General features: G+C 47.7%; 16 protein-coding genes. 2 read left to right on the top strand and 14 right to left on the bottom strand.

Going from position 1 to position 16,315, the window contains the following annotated elements; all coding sequences use genetic code 11:
- Positions 1-4: 4 nt before the first annotated feature.
- The 8 genes from H3L97_RS08620 to H3L97_RS08585 all read right to left on the bottom strand — a co-directional run bounded on the left by H3L97_RS08620 (position 5) and on the right by H3L97_RS08585 (position 9,511).
- Entirely contained in the window at positions 5-1,111 is a 1,107-nt protein-coding gene (locus tag H3L97_RS08620; RefSeq protein WP_097113162.1) for an anhydro-N-acetylmuramic acid kinase, read from the bottom strand.
- Between the two features lie 6 nt (positions 1,112-1,117).
- Positions 1,118-1,897, bottom strand: coding sequence for a peroxide stress protein YaaA (gene yaaA, locus H3L97_RS08615; RefSeq protein WP_097113161.1), 780 nt, complete (start codon positions 1,895-1,897; stop codon positions 1,118-1,120).
- A 39-nt stretch (positions 1,898-1,936) separates the two neighbouring features.
- Entirely contained in the window at positions 1,937-3,382 is a 1,446-nt protein-coding gene (locus tag H3L97_RS08610; protein ID WP_097113160.1) for a sensor histidine kinase, read from the bottom strand.
- 136 nt (positions 3,383-3,518) lie between these two features.
- A complete protein-coding gene (locus H3L97_RS08605; RefSeq protein WP_097113159.1) occupies positions 3,519-4,202 on the bottom strand; it encodes a response regulator transcription factor in 684 nt (227 codons plus the stop codon).
- 152 nt (positions 4,203-4,354) lie between these two features.
- Positions 4,355-6,223, bottom strand: a complete 1,869-nt coding sequence (locus tag H3L97_RS08600; protein WP_097113158.1) for a PglL family O-oligosaccharyltransferase — start codon at positions 6,221-6,223, stop codon at positions 4,355-4,357.
- Positions 6,220-6,579 (bottom strand): DUF2069 domain-containing protein, encoded by a 360-nt coding sequence (locus H3L97_RS08595; protein ID WP_097113157.1) that lies wholly within the window; start codon positions 6,577-6,579, stop codon positions 6,220-6,222. The genes H3L97_RS08600 and H3L97_RS08595 overlap by 4 nt, the downstream gene beginning before the upstream one ends.
- Before the next feature lie 83 nt (positions 6,580-6,662).
- Positions 6,663-7,844, bottom strand: coding sequence for a PilT/PilU family type 4a pilus ATPase (locus tag H3L97_RS08590; protein ID WP_097113156.1), 1,182 nt, complete (start codon positions 7,842-7,844; stop codon positions 6,663-6,665).
- A gap of 146 nt (positions 7,845-7,990) precedes the next feature.
- Positions 7,991-9,511, bottom strand: a complete 1,521-nt coding sequence (locus H3L97_RS08585) for a succinyl-CoA:acetate CoA-transferase ScpC (RefSeq protein ID WP_097113155.1) — start codon at positions 9,509-9,511, stop codon at positions 7,991-7,993.
- A 70-nt stretch (positions 9,512-9,581) separates the two neighbouring features.
- On the opposite strand from H3L97_RS08585, the gene H3L97_RS08580 reads away from it, so the two are divergent.
- Both H3L97_RS08580 and H3L97_RS08575 read left to right on the top strand, forming a co-directional pair.
- Positions 9,582-9,755, top strand: a complete 174-nt coding sequence (locus tag H3L97_RS08580) for a hypothetical protein (protein WP_179655751.1) — start codon at positions 9,582-9,584, stop codon at positions 9,753-9,755.
- 18 nt (positions 9,756-9,773) lie between these two features.
- Entirely contained in the window at positions 9,774-10,958 is a 1,185-nt protein-coding gene (locus H3L97_RS08575) for an acetylornithine/succinyldiaminopimelate transaminase (protein ID WP_097113154.1), read from the top strand.
- 59 nt (positions 10,959-11,017) lie between these two features.
- Here H3L97_RS08575 and yczE read toward each other — a convergent pair whose 3' ends face one another.
- From yczE to ubiB, 6 genes are all read right to left on the bottom strand, one after another.
- Entirely contained in the window at positions 11,018-11,668 is a 651-nt protein-coding gene (gene yczE, locus H3L97_RS08570; protein WP_097113153.1) for a membrane protein YczE, read from the bottom strand.
- 198 nt (positions 11,669-11,866) lie between these two features.
- Positions 11,867-12,109, bottom strand: coding sequence for a hypothetical protein (locus H3L97_RS08565; protein ID WP_034290658.1), 243 nt, complete (start codon positions 12,107-12,109; stop codon positions 11,867-11,869).
- A 67-nt stretch (positions 12,110-12,176) separates the two neighbouring features.
- Positions 12,177-12,449: a hypothetical protein gene (locus H3L97_RS08560; protein ID WP_143269078.1), complete on the bottom strand. Its 273-nt coding sequence runs from the start codon at positions 12,447-12,449 to the stop codon at positions 12,177-12,179.
- Between the two features lie 185 nt (positions 12,450-12,634).
- Positions 12,635-13,057, bottom strand: coding sequence for a hypothetical protein (locus H3L97_RS08555; protein WP_097113152.1), 423 nt, complete (start codon positions 13,055-13,057; stop codon positions 12,635-12,637).
- Positions 13,058-13,129: 72 nt separating this feature from the next.
- Positions 13,130-14,605: an anthranilate synthase component I gene (gene trpE / locus H3L97_RS08550; protein WP_097113151.1), complete on the bottom strand. Its 1,476-nt coding sequence runs from the start codon at positions 14,603-14,605 to the stop codon at positions 13,130-13,132.
- Positions 14,606-14,637: 32 nt separating this feature from the next.
- Complete coding sequence (ubiB, locus tag H3L97_RS08545; RefSeq protein ID WP_097113150.1) at positions 14,638-16,149, bottom strand: ubiquinone biosynthesis regulatory protein kinase UbiB; 1,512 nt, start codon at positions 16,147-16,149, stop codon at positions 14,638-14,640.
- Positions 16,150-16,315: the final 166 nt, after the last annotated feature.

The following is a 16,315-nucleotide window of genomic DNA, read 5'->3' as shown; positions in this document are numbered from 1 at the left end:
TTTTTCACGCAAAATGCCCTGCACCCAAAATCACGGCTTGTCGCGCGCCTGTGGCGTGGTGCGGATTGCTGGGCATTTGCACACACCAGCACGCTGCCAACCACGCAAATGCGGCGGCTTCCACCCATTGCGGATTGAGATGAAGTTGTGCTGTACTGTGCCATTTGATTGATTTTTCATCAAAAAGATTTTGCAAACACGACATCAAAGTGGCATTTTCAATGCCGCCACCGCACACAAACACATTTTGCACATTGGGGGCAGCCTGAACAATCGCATCGGCAATGGTTTGCGCGGAAAATTGCGCCAAAGTTCGCAACACATCGTGCGGATTTTCATCGCCACGCAAAAAAGTTTTCAGCCAACCCAACGAAAACAATTCGCGCCCTGTGCTTTTGGGATAGGGTAAAGCGAAATATTCTTGCTGGCTAAGTTGTGCCAACAATTCGGGCAACACCCTACCCTGTTGTGCCAATTCGCCATTTTTATCATAGTCTTGCGACCAAATGTGTTGCGTCCAAGCGTCCATCAGCATATTGCCTGCGCCTGTGTCAAAACCAAACGCCTCGCCCTGCGTGGGCAAAACGCTGATGTTGGCAATGCCACCAATGTTCAGCACCACGCGCGTTTCATTTTCATTTGAAAACAATGCTTTGTGGAAAGCTGGTACAAGTGGCGCACCTTGCCCACCTGCTGCCAAATCGCGGCTGCGAAAATCGCCAATCGTGAAAATGCCTGTTTTTTCAGCCAGCAAGGGCAAATTTGCCAACTGTATGCTGTATCCGTATTGCGGCGCGTGGCGCACGGTTTGTCCGTGGCAGCCAATGGCGCGAATTTGCTTGGCTTGCAAACCATTGTTTTGCAATAATTGTTGCACAACTTGCGCGTACAAATCCGCCAAATCCTGTGCCAAAATTTGGCTGCGGTGCAATTCATTGTCGCCCACATTTTGCAGGGCAAGCAAATCGCGTTTCAGGCTGCCTGAATACGGCAAAAAGGCATGGGCAAACGCCCCTTGCCATTGCCCACCGTTCATGCGAATGGCAACCGCATCCACGCCGTCCATGCTGGTGCCAGACATTAAGCCGATGTAAATTTGTGCTGTGTTCATCATGGTTTATGCCGTGTGGTCGCGCAAAAACACCCATTCGTTTTCGCTGGAAGCGGCAGCATTGAACGCATAGCCTTCCAAATCAAAATTTTTCAGCAATGCCACATTTTCAATGGCATTTTCGGCAGCGTAGCGCACCATCAAGCCACGCGCCCGTTTCGCATAAAAGCTGACAACTTTGTAATTTGCCCCATTTTTGCCATCTTTAAACACGGGCGTGATGATTCGCGCATTCAATTTGGCAGGCTGAATCACTTTAAAATACTCTTGCGATGCCAAATTGACCACAATATCGTCTTCCGAACAGCCCAATGTGAAATTCAGGCGCGTGGTAATGCGTTCGCCCCAAAATTCGTACAGATTTTTGCCACGCGCATTGGGCAGAGCCGTTCCCATTTCCAAACGATAAGGCTGCATCAAATCCAAAGGACGCAACACACCATACAAACCCGACAAAATCCGCACATGATTGTGAATGTAGCTGATTTCTGCCTCGCTGCGTTGGTAGGCATCGATGCCTTCGTACACATCGCCATTGAACATGTAAATGGCTTGTTTGGCATTTTCGGGGGTAAATGGAGGCTGCCACGCGGCATTGCGTTCAGCATTGAGCAACGCCAATTTGTCGGAAATGTGCATCAATTCTGCCAACTGCTGTGGCGCAAGTGGGCGCAAGTCTTTCATCAACTCTTCCGCTTGGTCAAGCAAGGGCGGCAGTGAGTAAAACTTGGGCGTGAAATCGCGCGTTTCATTCAAATTTTTGGCTGGGGACAGGAGAAAATACATGATGTGTGCTTTCAAAATGGAAAAAGTGGGTTTAGGGCATCAATTTTCAGCGCAATCGGCTTTATCATCAAAATGGTGGCTGTGGTTGCCGCCTTTATTTTTGTTTTTGACTTTGTGGCATTTGGGAAAAATAAAGTGCATTTTCAAGCCATTGGGTTTCACATTTTCGGCAATGATTTTGCCACAATGCTGTTCGGTAACGTGCTTGGTGATTGCCAAGCCCAAACCCGTGCCATTTTTACCATTGCTGCTGTCGGCACGATAAAAGGCGGTAAAAATGTGCGGTATTTGCTCTTCTTTAATGCCGTTGCCGTTGTCAATGACTTCAATGTGCAAATTTTTGCGGTCTTCATACAAAAGCACTTTAATTGTGCTGCCTTGTGGGCTGTAATTCATCGCATTGCGAATCACATTGTCAAAAGCGCGATAAAGGTAATTTTCATTGCCATCAAAACGGGCTTTTTTGTCCAAGTTTTTCACTTCTAAAACCACAGTATGCTGCATTTGGCTGGCAACCGATTGGCTGTCTTCCACAATTTGCTGCATGAATTCCACAATGGGAATGGGTTCTTTTTCCATGGGCATATTGGCGGTTTCCAAACGTGACAATGTGAGCAATTCGCCCACCAAAATGTCCATGCGCGTCAATTCGCTTTCCAAACGTGCGATGTATTTGTCGTGATTTTGCGGCTGGGCTTCCAGCAAGCCCATAATCGCCTGCATACGCGCCAAGGGCGAACGCATTTCGTGTGAAACATGGTGCAATAAATGGCGTTCTTTTTCCACCAGTTTTTGTAATTGTGCTGCCATTTTGTCAAACTGAATGCCCAAATTGGCAAGTTCGTCTTTGCGGTCGTCCAGTTGTGGCGAAACGCGTGTGTCCAATTCGCCTGCTGCCAAGCGGTTCATGCCGTGTTCCAAAATGCGAATGGGTTGGGAAATGTTGCTCGCCAAAATGTATGCCAACAGCAAGCCTATCGCCAATGTGGACGACAAAATAATCAATTCATGCCAAAACGGTGCAAGTGGCAAACCGGGAATCAACAAAGGGCTGGGCATGCGTTCAATTTGTGAACGGTCAAAATGGCGAATGAAAAACAGGTATTCTTCGCCAAATGGGTCATAGTGAATCACCGCCAAATTGTTGTTGGGGTTTTTCATGGCGTATTGGTAGGCGTTTTCGATTTCTTCGTGCGACACTTTGCGTTGTAATAGGTCTTTGTAATCGCTGCTGGTTACGACCATGACGCTGCGGGCTGCGGGGTGGGTTTCCCAACGTTGCAATAAATCGCGTACGGCTTTTTCGCCGCCCACTTGTAGGGCGTTGAGTGAACTGCCCAATAAGCTGATTTCCATATTGCGTAATTGCTTGAATTGATTTTCGGCTAGCCTTTTTTGTACCACCCAAAACGATAAACTCGCCACAAAAATCGCACAAATGATGACCATGCAAAATGTGGCAAAAATGCGTTGAAATAAGCGCATTGGGTCTCCTTATCTTCAATGCAATAAAATGGGATTGTAACGCGCGTTTGGGGCATTTACAAATGCAAATTCAGGCTGCCTGAACCATGCCAAAAGCACTTTCAGGCAGCCTGAATGGATTTTGCTCAAATCAAAATCAGTTTTTCACAAACAAATAGCCCAAACCGCGCACGGTTTGAATCAGAGACGCATCGCCCAATTTATGACGGATGCTGGAAATATGCACATCAATGCTGCGGTCAAATTTTGCCAATTTGCGGTCAAGGGCTTCCAGCGAGAGGGTTTCTTTGCTGACCACTTGACCTGCGTGGCGCATTAAGGCTTCCAGCAGATTAAATTCGGTGCTGGTCAATTCCAAAGGCGTGTCGCCGATGGTGGCTTGGCGTTTGGCTGGGTAAAGCGTTACATTGCTCACCGAAATGCTGTTGGCGGTGGCAGATGTGTCGGCATTTTGTTGTGAACGGCGCAAAATGGCGTTGATGCGTGCCAGCAATTCGCGCGGTTGGCAAGGTTTGGGAACGTAATCGTCTGCACCCATTTCCAAACCGATGATGCGGTCAATGTCATCGCCTTTGGCGGTGAGCATAATCACGGGGATTTTGCTTTGGGCGCGTACGGTTTTCAGCACGTCCAAACCGTTCATTTTGGGCATCATGGAATCCAAAATCACGACATCGTAATGGTTGCCACCCAAAATTTCTTTTACGCCGCTTTCGCCATCGGGCATGCGATTGACTTCCAAACCTTCGGCGGTTAAATATTCAGCCAGCAATTCGGTCAGGGCATCGTCATCATCAACCAGTAATACTTTATTGCTCATCGTTTTTCCTTTCGGATTGGGGGTAGAATTGAAAACGGGCTTATCTTAACAGTTACGTCTTTACATTTACAGTAGGCAGCCTGTGTTTTTTGCGCTTTTTTGCATGCAAACACGCTTTCTTTACAATTTTACTGTTTGTTTCGTATGCCAATTTACATTTCAGGCTGCCTGCTGGCGGCTTTTGTTTGTGGGTTGGGTGGCAAACCTTCGGCGCATTGGCTGGTTTGCTGAATGCGGCGATAATAATCTTGGCAAATGCGTGTGTAGTCATCGCGCAATTTGGGGTAATGCGGTGCATTCATCACAATGCTGCCATAATAGGGCATTTTGCTGGGATAGTAGCGATACATGTGTTGCAACCATTGTTGCGCGGTTTCAATTTCACCTTGTTGATAGGCGGTAAAGCCCCAATGGTGGGCGTTGGCATAGGGGCGAAACAGGGCGTTGTCTCGCGCCACACGATATGCCCATTTGGGTTGATTGGTGCTGTGTGGGTTCAAATATTCCAGCAGCGACAAATCGGCATAATAACGCAAAATGGGTTGGGTTTGACTGATGTGGCGCAAACCCATGATTTTTTCATTTTTTTCAACAAGGTTGCCGCCTGTACGCGCAAAGCGGTTTAAATCGGCATAGGCAAAAGCCAAACGCACGGTGCCTGCCAACATTGCCAAACACAAGGCGGTGGCAAGGGCAATGCCGATTTTTTCGCGTTTCAGGCTGCCTGAATGGGTGTTTTCGGTGTTGGGGGGATTGTCGTGCAGGCAAATAAACAGGGCAAACGCACTCAAAAAATACACATACCAAAGCGGATATTCCAACACACTGTGCAGCAATGACACCGACATCAACGCCAACAACAGCAAACTTGCTGATGAGCGTGGCTGTTTCAGGCTGCCTGAAATCGCCCAAACCATGCCGCCCAACACCAGCACCGTCCCCAATAAACCCATTTCAGCCAGCAAATTCAAAAACGAATTGTGGCTGTGGGTAAACAACACATTGGTTTCATAAGGGCGAAAACCGTTGGGATACACGTCCAGCAAAAAACCTTGGTAAGCATAGCTGCCCCAGCCGTGTCCCCACAAAGGTGCCGACAGGAAAATTTGCCACGCTTTTTGCCATTCATAATTGCGCCCCGAGCCGCCAAAAGCGTGGTTGTTCAAACGCTCTGCCGCGCTTTCCAAAGCCGCGTTTTGGCTGAAAAAGCGCATCAGGTCTTCCACAAAAAATTGCGCCAGCACCACGCCAATGCCCGCCAAAGCCAAAGTCGCAATATGGCGATTGTGCGATTTGTCGGCAAACACACGCCACACAGGCAGCAACAACGCCAGTCCCAACACATAAGCAAAAATCGTCCGCGAACCTGTGAGTGCCATTACTGCCGAAAAATTCATCAGCAAAATCAAAGCCAATATGCCATGCAAACGCTTCTGCCCCCACAGCCACGCACACGACAGCACACCCCACATCATGTAATGCCCAAAATGATTGCGTTGCCCCAATTGCCCTTCCACAATGCCTTGACGATACATCAAATAGCCAGAAAAATGCCCTGCCAAATCAGTATATTGCAACCAACCCACCACACTTTGCGCCAAAGCCCCCAGCACCAAAGCCCATGCCAAAATCGCCACAATAGGCTCTTGCCCCACCCGTTTTATCCACGCGCGACACGCCCACGCCAACAAAGCGTATCCCACAAAAATCCACGCCACCACATCGCTCAAACCCACATACACCACGTTTAAAGCACGCGCTTGTATCGCCCAAAATGCCGCCATCGCCAAAAAATACCAACTGGCGCGTGGCACATTTTTCAGGCTGCCTGAAAGGTTTTTGCCCAGCAAAACACTCGCCAAAACAAACAACAACACAAACAGCAAAGAACCGCTTTCAATAAAAAAACCCAACTGCGGACCCGTGCGCCAAATGGACAAAAACGGCACCGCTGCAATCAACACAAAACCCACCCACACAGGCAACAAAGCCATGCGCCATAAAGATTGATTGTTTGTCATTTTGTTTTGACCTTTTTGATTTTAAACTGTTTTAAATACGCCAAACACGATACGAAAAATGCCACGCTCAATGCGATTTCGGTGGCAGCAAGCGTTTGCCCCCACACATTTTGGCCGACCACGCGCATGACCCCTTCGGTAAAAAACGCCAAAATCAACATGGAACAATATTGAAACGTGTAAACGCGCCCCGCCACAATGCCACGCAAGGGCAAAGCCAATAAAATCAATTTTATCAACATCATGTAATAAAGTGGAAACAGCAAACCGTCCCACACCAGCGTGAGCAAAATCAAACCGCCCCATGCAAATAGGGCAAAATAAAACCATTTGTTTTTGAAATTGTGAGCAGACATTTTTCAGGCAGCCAAATTGGGGTTAAAAACGGCATTCAGGCAGCCTGAATGTTTTTTCAGGCTGCCTGAAAAAGGCACAAGGATTATTCTTCTTCTGGCTCTTCAAATTCGGTCAAAGCCAAACTGTCCAGCACATTACCCGAACCTGCGGTGGTGTTTTTCTTGCTGTTCAGTTGGATTTGCAAACGCAAGTCATTGACCGAATCAGCATTTTTCAAAGCCTCATCGTAGCTAATCAAATCGGATTCATACAAATCAAACAGCGATTGGTCAAACGTTTGCATACCAATATCGCGCGATTTTGCCATGATTTCTTTCACGCCATGAATGTCGCCACGCAAAATCAATTCGGAAATCAGGGGCGAATTGAGCAAAATTTCCACCGCCGCACAGCGTCCCTTGCCTTCTTTTTTGGGAATCAGACGTTGAGAAATGAAACCCTTTAAATTCAAAGACAAATCATTCAACAACTGATTGCGGCGTTCTTCGGGGAAAAAGTTAATAATGCGGTCAAGTGCTTGATTGGAGTTATTCGCGTGCAGCGTTGCCATACACAAATGCCCTGTTTCGGCAAAGGCAAGGGCATAATCCATGGTTTCGCGGTCGCGGATTTCGCCAATCAAAATCACATCAGGGGCTTGGCGCAAAGTGTTTTTCAGCGCGGCAAACCAGTCTTGCGTGTCCACGCCCACTTCGCGTTGCGTGATGATGCAATTTTGGTGTGGGTGAACAAATTCAATCGGGTCTTCAATCGTGATGATGTGTCCGTAGCTGTTGGCATTGCGGTAGTCAATCATCGCCGCCAAAGACGTGGATTTACCCGAACCCGTACCGCCCACGAAAATCACCAAACCGCGTTTTTCCATAACCACTTGTTTCAACACAGGTGGCAAATTCATGTTTTCAAATTTGGGAATGTCGCTGGTAATCACGCGGCAAACGAGTGCGGTTGCGCCACGCTGTACCATCGCATTAATGCGGAAACGCGATACGCCTGCCAAACTAATCGCAAAATTGCATTCATTGGTGCTGAAAAATTCTTCCGCTTGTTTGTCGTCCATAATGGAACGGGCGATTTGCTGGGTGTGTTCGGCGGTAAGCGGTTTGTCGGTAATTTTGGTCAGTTTGCCGTCCAATTTCATGGCGGGCGGATAGCCTGCGGTAATGAACAAGTCCGAACCCTTGTTTTTCACCATGTGCGTGAGCAAGCCATGAATGAATTTTTTCATTTCTTCGTTAATCGGTGGAATGTTTACTGCGGACATGTGGCTTCCCTGCTGTTTTGCAAATTAAAGTCAAAATGCGATTGTAGCGTGTTGTGGTGGATTTGTCTTTATTGTCTTGACACAAAATCAGGCTGCCTGAAAGCCATTTTGCGACTTTCAGGCAGCCTGAACATTTTTCACATCAATTATTTAATGCGCATATCGCCTGTTTCCACAAAGCGTTGGTGCCAAGACAAGGCTTCCATCAACAAATGTGGCGTGTGCAAACCGCCTGCTTTTTCCGCGCGGTCGTAGTAATCGCGCAACATATCGCGGTAGTCGGGGTGGGCGCAGTTGTTGATAATCAACTGGGCGCGTTGGCGTGGCGATTTGCCGCGCAAGTCTGCCATACCCTGTTCGGTAACGATGAACATCACATCGTGTTCGGTGTGGTCGTGGTGCGAAACCATAGGCACAATGCAAGAAATCGCGCCGTCTTTTGCCACCGATGGCGACACAAAGAACGAGAAGAAGGCATTGCGCGTAAAGTCGCCCGAACCGCCAATGCCGTTCATCATTTTCGTACCCATGATGTGTGTGGAGTTCACATTGCCGTAAATATCGGCTTCAATCATGGCATTCATGCCAATCACACCCAAGCGGCGAATCACTTCGGGGCTGTTGGTGTATTCCATGGGGCGCAAAATCAATTTGTCGCGCAAGAAGTCAATGTTTTCATTGAAACGTTGCAAAGCGTCTGGGCTGAACGACAAGGCGGTGGCAGAAGCGTGTTTCATTTTGCCTGCCAAAATCAAATCCAACATACCGTCTTGCAACACTTCGGTGTAGCCTGTCAAATCGTCAAATGGCGCGTCCAGCAAACCTGCCATAACCGCATTTGCCACATTGCCCACGCCTGATTGCAAAGGCAACAGGTTTTTCGGCAAGCGACCTGCTTTCACTTCATGGTTAAAGAAATCAATGATTTGTGCGGCAATGGCTTTGGAATTGTCGTCTGGGTCGGCAAATTTGCTGTTGCGGTCGCCTGCGTCTGTCAGCACGATTGCCACGATTTTGTCCAAATCGCATTCCAAATAGGGTGCGCCCACGCGGTCAAACGGTGCGGTAATGGCAATGGGTTTGCGGTGTGGTGGCACGCCAATGTCAAACACCGCATCGTGCATGCCTTCCAATTTGATGTTTTGACCTGAATTGACTTCAATAATCACTTTTTTGGCGGCTTTCAGGGCTTCGTTGGCATGACCAATGCCCATGGCTGGAATGAGTTTGCCTTCGGCATTGATGCTGGATACTTCAATAATCGCCAAATCAAATTCGCCATAAAAACCTTGACGCATTTGTTGTTCAACGTGCGATAAGTGCATGTCTTGATAGGCGATGTTGCCTGCGTTGATGTTGTTGCGTAAGGTGGGGTCGGATTGGAATGGATTGCGGAAATGAATGGCGTTTGCGGCTGCCAATACGCCATCACATTCAGGCGCGGTGGAAGCACCTGTTACCATGCCAATGGAAAATGGGCGACCTGCTGCGTGTTCGGCTTTGGCTTTTTCGGCAATGGCGGTGGGCAAGGCTTTGGGATAACCTGCACCTGTAAAGCCCGTAACGGCAACGTTCATGCCGTTTTGCACAAATTCGGCGGCTTGTTCTGCCGTCATGATTTTGCTGCGTAAACCTTCGTGTTTGATGCGTTCTGCGACTTGTGTCATAACTTCATGCTCCTGATGTTTTGGGTTGCAAACGTGTAAACATGGTGTAATATAGCGTAAAGAAACATCATTGTACACGATTTTTGTTTCAAGCGATTACATTTCAGGCTGCCTGAAAAGTGCTTTGCCAGCAAGCGATTGTGGAATATTTTTTAAAAATCAAAATCCTGTTACATCATCATCTTTTTTGATTGATGTGATTATTTTTGGTATTTTGGGCAGCCCTTATGCCACTTTGTTTTAATCAAAAGGAAAAGCAAGCATGAATCATTATCTTACCCCCAATTTTGCCTTTGCACCGATTTTGCCAGTACACGGCTCAGGCAGCCGCGTTTGGGACGAAAACAACAAAGAATACATTGACTTGGCTGGTGGTATTGCGGTCAATGCTTTGGGGCATTGCCACCCCGATTTGGTGCAAGCCCTTACCGAACAGGCGCAAAAATTGTGGCACATTTCCAATCTCTACACCACCGAGCCAGCACAAACATTGGCGCGCAAATTGACCGAAAACAGTTTTTCCGACAAGGTTTTTTACGCCAATTCGGGCGCGGAAGCCAACGAAGCTGCCTTAAAATTGGCACGCAAACACGCGCGAGACCATTTTGGCGAACACAAAACCGAAATCATTGCGTGTGTGAATGCCTTTCATGGGCGCACTTTGTTTACCGTATCGGTGGGCGGTCAGCCCAAATACAGCGCGGATTTTGCGCCTTTGCCAGCCGACATCACGCACATTCCTTTCAACGATGTGGACGCGCTCCAAGCCGCCATTTCCGACAAAACTTGCGCGGTCATCATTGAGCCGATTCAGGGCGAAAGTGGCGTGTTGCCTGCCACACGCGCATTTTTGCAAACCGCACGCGAATTGTGTACACGCTTTCAGGCTGCCTTGATTTTGGACGAGGTGCAAACGGGCATGGGGCGCACAGGCAAATTGTTTGCCCATCAGCATTTTGATGTGCAGCCTGATATTGTGAGTTGCGCCAAAGCCTTGGGTGGCGGTTTTCCGATTGGGGCAATGCTGACCACCGATGAATTTGCGCCCAGTTTGTCGCTGGGTTCGCACGGCAGCACCTTTGGCGGCAACCCTTTGGCTTGCGCGGTGGCAAGCAAAGCCTTTGATTTGATTCACAATGAAAGCACCTACGCCAACATCGCCAACCAAAGCCAAAATTTACAGGCAGCCTTAAAACACATCGCCACTGAAACAGGCATTTTCAGCGAAATTCGCGGCATGGGTTTGCTGATTGGGGCGGTGCTGTCGCCACAATATGAAAACAAGGCGGGCGATTTGGTCAAATTGGCTTTGCAATATGGCGTGATGATTTTGCAAGCAGGAGGCAATGTGATTCGTTTTGCACCGTCTTTGTTGCTCAACGATGGGGATTTGCGCGAAGGCATGGCGCGTTTTCAGGCAGCTTGCACTGAATTTGTTAAGCAATAAAATCGCATCGTCAAAAACATTTCAGGCAGCCTGACAATCCATTCAGGCTGCCTGAAACATCATTTTGCGAACCAGCGTTCTAAAAATAACAAACAAAATTGCACCACCCAACCCACGCCAAACGCAAACAACAAAGTACCCAAGCCCACTGTACCACCAAACAACCAGCCCACACCGCAAACCGTGCTTTCCAACAAAGTCCGCACCACGCCCACGCGCCAACCTGTTTTGTGGCACAAACCGACCATCAAGCCGTCTCGAGGGCCCGCTCCCATGTGGCAAGTTAAATACAAAGTCGCCGCTACGCCAATCACAACGACGCCACCCACGCACAAAATCCCACGCAAAAACCAACTTTCCGCGCTCGGTGCAGGCACAAATTTCACCACCAAACCAAATACCAGCGCAATCACCACCATATTCGCCAGCGTCCCCAAACCCACGCGCAAATGTAAAGGCATCCACAGCAACATGACGCCCACACTAATCAAAAACGTGGTAACACCAATATTCACATCAAACTGTTGTGCTAAACCTTGCGCGAACACCGCCCAAGGCGTTGCGCCCAAATTTGCCAGCACCAACATCGCTTCGCCCACCCAAAACCACGCTAAACCAAACAACAACATAATCAAAGATTTGCGTTCTAGCGACCACACAGATTGTGCTTTCCATGGTGTGTCGGGCAAAATCCGATTGGTTTTACTCATTGTTTATTCCTTTCAGATTGAAACCTTTGCAAAACCTACTTTTAAACTGACGTAGGGGCGGATTTCATATCCGCCCTTTTTTCAATTTATTGATAAGAATGAAAATTTCTTCGAACCTAAACGGGGCAGATATGAAATCTGCCCCTACAAACCGAGTTTTGCAAAGGTTTCAGACTGCCTGAAAAAATATTTCGCAAACTAATCAAACAATTTAATCAAAAAATTCCACAAACCATTCAGCCACCAAAACACCAATCCCACCCAAAAAATCGCTTGCACCAACACCGTCAGCGCGAATTTTAGCGGTTGATTTTGGCGTGAATATTGGGCGATGGGTGTGCGTGCCACACCCGTTTTGAACGCGCCCGCCAACGCCAAAGTCAGCCCATACACCCACCAAAACCACAAAATAGACAACAGTAAAAACAGGATAATTCGCATGGTTTAATCCTTTTCAGGCTGCCTGAAATGTAGGTGCGCTGTGCGCACCGATTTTTACATAAAACGCTTACATCTGACGGACGGCAATATGACTTTTCGGCAAAATCCAGCGCAACACCACCGCCGCATAAATTGCCGCGACCAAGCCGCTACCTATCGCCATACTGAACGGCACTTCATGCCAAATGGTTATATCTCGCCAAGCCATCAAAACCAAAGCGTAAACAAACACAATCCCAAACATGATTGCCGCCATTTTTTGCCAAACCATAGGCGTGTCGCGCCAAAAATTCGCCAAACAACACACCATTGCCAGTAAAAAAGTGGGTACGGTTGCCAAGATTGCTGCGTAAACATTGATAAAAAAATGATATGAATATCATTGAGTTGCTGGCGAGACACACCTGCAAAAAAGATGAATAAGCTCAATGCCCCCAATAATTGCGTTAGCAAAGGAAACCCAATTAAAACGCGCCAATAAGGGTATTTTTCCATGATTTTAACCTTTCAGACTGCCTGAAAGTCCTAGCGGACGGCAATATGACTTGTCGGCAAAATCCAACGCAACACCACCGCTGCATAAATTGCCGCCACCATACCACAGAACATTGCCGCGCTCACAGGCATGGGGTGCAAAATCGTTGTGCCACGCAAACCCACCAAAATCAAAGCGTAAACAAACACAATCCCAAACATGATTGCTGCCATTTTTTGCCAAACTTTGGGCGTATCACACCGAAAATCCGCCCAACAACACACCATTGCCAATAAAAAAGTGGGTACGGTTGCCAAGATTGCTGCGTAAACATTGATGAAAAAAATGATATGAATATCATTGATTTGCTGGCGAGACAAATCTGTAAAAAAGATGAACAATAATAATGCCACCAACAATTGCGTTAAAAAAGGAAAACCAATCAAAACACGCCAATAAGGATATTTTTCCATGATTTTTTAAGCTTTCAGGCTGCCTGAAAGTCCTAGCGGACGGCAATGCCATTCACAAATATCACAAAAACATTAACTGTCCAAACCTTCCTGCACCATTTGCGCGGCGCGTAAAACGGCTCGGGCTTTGTTTTGTGTTTCCTGCCACTCGCTTTCTTCCACGCTATCCGCAACAATGCCAGCACCGCTTTTCACATACAAAACATCATCTTGAATGATTGCCGTGCGAATCGCAATCGCCAAATCCATGTCCTGATTAAAGCCCCACACGCCCACCGCGCCACCGAAAATATTGCGTTTTTCCGTTTCCAGCTCTTCAATAATTTCCAAAGCGCGCACTTTGGGCGCACCCGACAGCGTGCCAGCAGGAAAAGTTGCCGCCAAAATGTCCATATTGCTCACACCCTGTTTCAGGCTGCCTTCCACATTGGACACGATGTGCATGACATGCGAATATTTCTCAATGACCATTTTGTCGGTAACCACCACCGAGCCAATCTCACTAATGCGCCCCACATCGTTGCGCCCCAAATCAATCAACATGGTGTGTTCGGCAATTTCTTTGGGGTCATTGAGCAAATCGCGTGCATTTTCAGCATCTTGTTCGGGCGTTGCGCCGCGCAAACGTGTGCCAGCAATTGGGCGCACCACCACCTTATCGCGTTCACGGCGCACCAAAATTTCAGGCGATGAACCCACAATGTGAAAATCGCCAAAATCATAATAAAACAAATATGGAGACGGATTGAGCGTTCGCAACGCACGATACAAATGCAATGGATTGTCTTTAAAAGGCAATTTCATGCCCTGCGCTGGCACAACCTGCATGCAATCGCCATTCAAAATGTATTCACGAATTTGGCGAACGTACGACTTGAATGCGGTTTCGCCTGTGCTGTGTTCAGGCTGCGTGGTTTCGCTGCCCAAACTCAATGGAATTTCAACGCTTTGACGCAATTTGTCGCGCAAGTTTGCCAATTTTTCTTGTGCCAATTCATAGCCTTGCGGATTGGCAGGGTCGGCATAAACAATCAAATAAATTTTGCCCGACAAATTGTCAATCACCGCCAGTTCTTGCGACAACATCAGCAAAATATCAGGCGTATTCAAAGGGTTATTTTTGGGTGGATTTTTCAGGCGATGTTTGATGTGTTCAAAATAATAAATCGTTTCATAGCCAAAATAGCCCACCAAACCGCCTGTGAAACGCGGCAATTTGGGGATTTCAGGCGTGTTGAATTGCGCGTGAAATTGCTCAATAAAGGGGAGCGGATTGCCTGTGTGCGTTTGGGTAAGCTGATGATTTTGATACACTTCGGTGGCTTCGCCCGACACTTTCAAATAAGTGTGGCACGGCAAACCGATAAATGAATAGCGACCAAAACGCTCGCCACCCACCACCGATTCCAGCAAATAGCTAAATGGTTGATTTGCCAGTTTTAAATAAATGGAAAGTGGCGTATCCAAATCCGCCAGCACTTCTTGCACAAGGGGAATGCGGTTGTAGCCCGCGTGGGCGAGTTCTAAATATTCTTTTTTGGAAATCATGATGTTGTCTTTCTTTCAGGCTGCCTGAAAAATCATTTAAACAAAAAAATCAACAATAAAACCACCGCAATCGCCGACAGCCAAAAATTTTGCTTGCGTTGGCTTTCAATCAAATGAATGTAGGCATCGCGCATTTCTTGCTGTTTGTTTTCATCTACCAAAGCGTTGATTTTTCGTGGTAAGCTGGGCAAAATGTCTGCCCAATCTGGGGCTTCATCTTTCAGATTATTGAGCAAGGCGCGTAAACCGATTTGCGTGTCCATCCACTTAACCAAAAATGGGCGTGCCGTTACCCACAAATCCAAATCGGGGTCAAGTTGTCGCCCCAGTCCTTCAATATTCAGTAACGTTTTTTGCAACAAAACCAACTGCGGTTGAATTTCCACATTAAAACGGCGGCTGGTTTCAAACAGGCGCATCAGCACCAAACCAAAGGAAATTTCCGCCAAAGGTTTGTTGAAAATCGGTTCACACACGGCGCGAACCGCCGCCTCCAAATCTTCGGCGCGGGTATCGGGTGGCACCCAGCCGCTTTCAATGTGGGCGGTGGCAACGCGATGGTAGTCGCGGTTGAAAAACGCCAAAAAGTTAATCGCCAAATAGCGTTTGTCGTAATCGGTCAGGCTGCCAACAATGCCAAAATCCAGCGCGATGTAGCGTCCGTCTGGCGCAACCAAAATGTTACCAGGGTGCATATCGGCGTGAAAAAAACCGTTTTTAAACACTTGGGTAAAGAAAATTTCCACGCCATAACGCGCCAACTGTTTCAGGTCTATGCCGCTTGCTTTCAGCCTGCCTGTATCGGAAATGGGTATGCCGTTCATCCATTGAATGGTCAGCACTTCGCGACTGCAATAGTCAAAATAAACCTGCGGCACAATCAGCATTTTGTGATTGGCAAACTGGCGACCCAACTGGCTGGCATTGGCGGCTTCGCGCATCAAATCCAATTCATCGTGCAAATATTTGTCAAATTCGGCAACCACTTCGCGCGGTTTCAGGCGTTTGCCGTCTGCAAACAGGCGTTCAAGCCATATTGCGCCAAATTTCATCAATGCCAAATCTTGCTCAATCACTTTATCCAAATTGGGGCGCAACACTTTGACCGCCACTTCCTCGCCCGAAAACAGCCGCGCCTTATGCACTTGGGCAATGGACGCGCTGGCAATCGGCTGCGTTTCAAATTCGGCATAAAGCTCATGAATGGGCTTGCCCAAAGCGCGTTCAATTTGCTGGCGCGACAAATCCGCGTCAAAAGGCGGCACTTTGTCTTGCAAATTCGCCAATTCACGCGCGTATTCGGGCGGCAACAAATCGGGGCGCGTGGAAAGCACCTGCCCCAATTTCACAAAAATTGGACCCAAACTTTCCAAAGCCAAACGCAAACGCACAGGCAAAGGTTGCGTCAGCGCGATTTGCGATTTGGGCAATGCCTGCAACACGCGGCGCAACCAAGCAAAATGCACATACGGCACGATGATGTCTGCCAAACCATAGCGGTAAAACGTTTTGCTTATGGTGGTAAAGCGCGAAAACCATTTCATTTTTTTTCAACTCAAATTTGTGGGCGTGCTGCCATTATAAAGGATTTTGCTGCCTGAAATTTCGCTTTCTCAAATTTCAGTCTTGACAGAAATAAAGAAAATGACGTAAACTGCATTCATCAACCGTTTCAGGCTGCCTGAAACGCAATCATCATAATTAAGGACA

It is taken from the genome of Alysiella filiformis, from assembly GCF_014054525.1.
Taxonomy (GTDB): Bacteria; Pseudomonadota; Gammaproteobacteria; order Burkholderiales; family Neisseriaceae; genus Simonsiella; species Simonsiella filiformis.
Note: the sequence above shows the minus strand (reverse complement) of the source record. Positions and strands in the feature narration are given on the sequence as shown.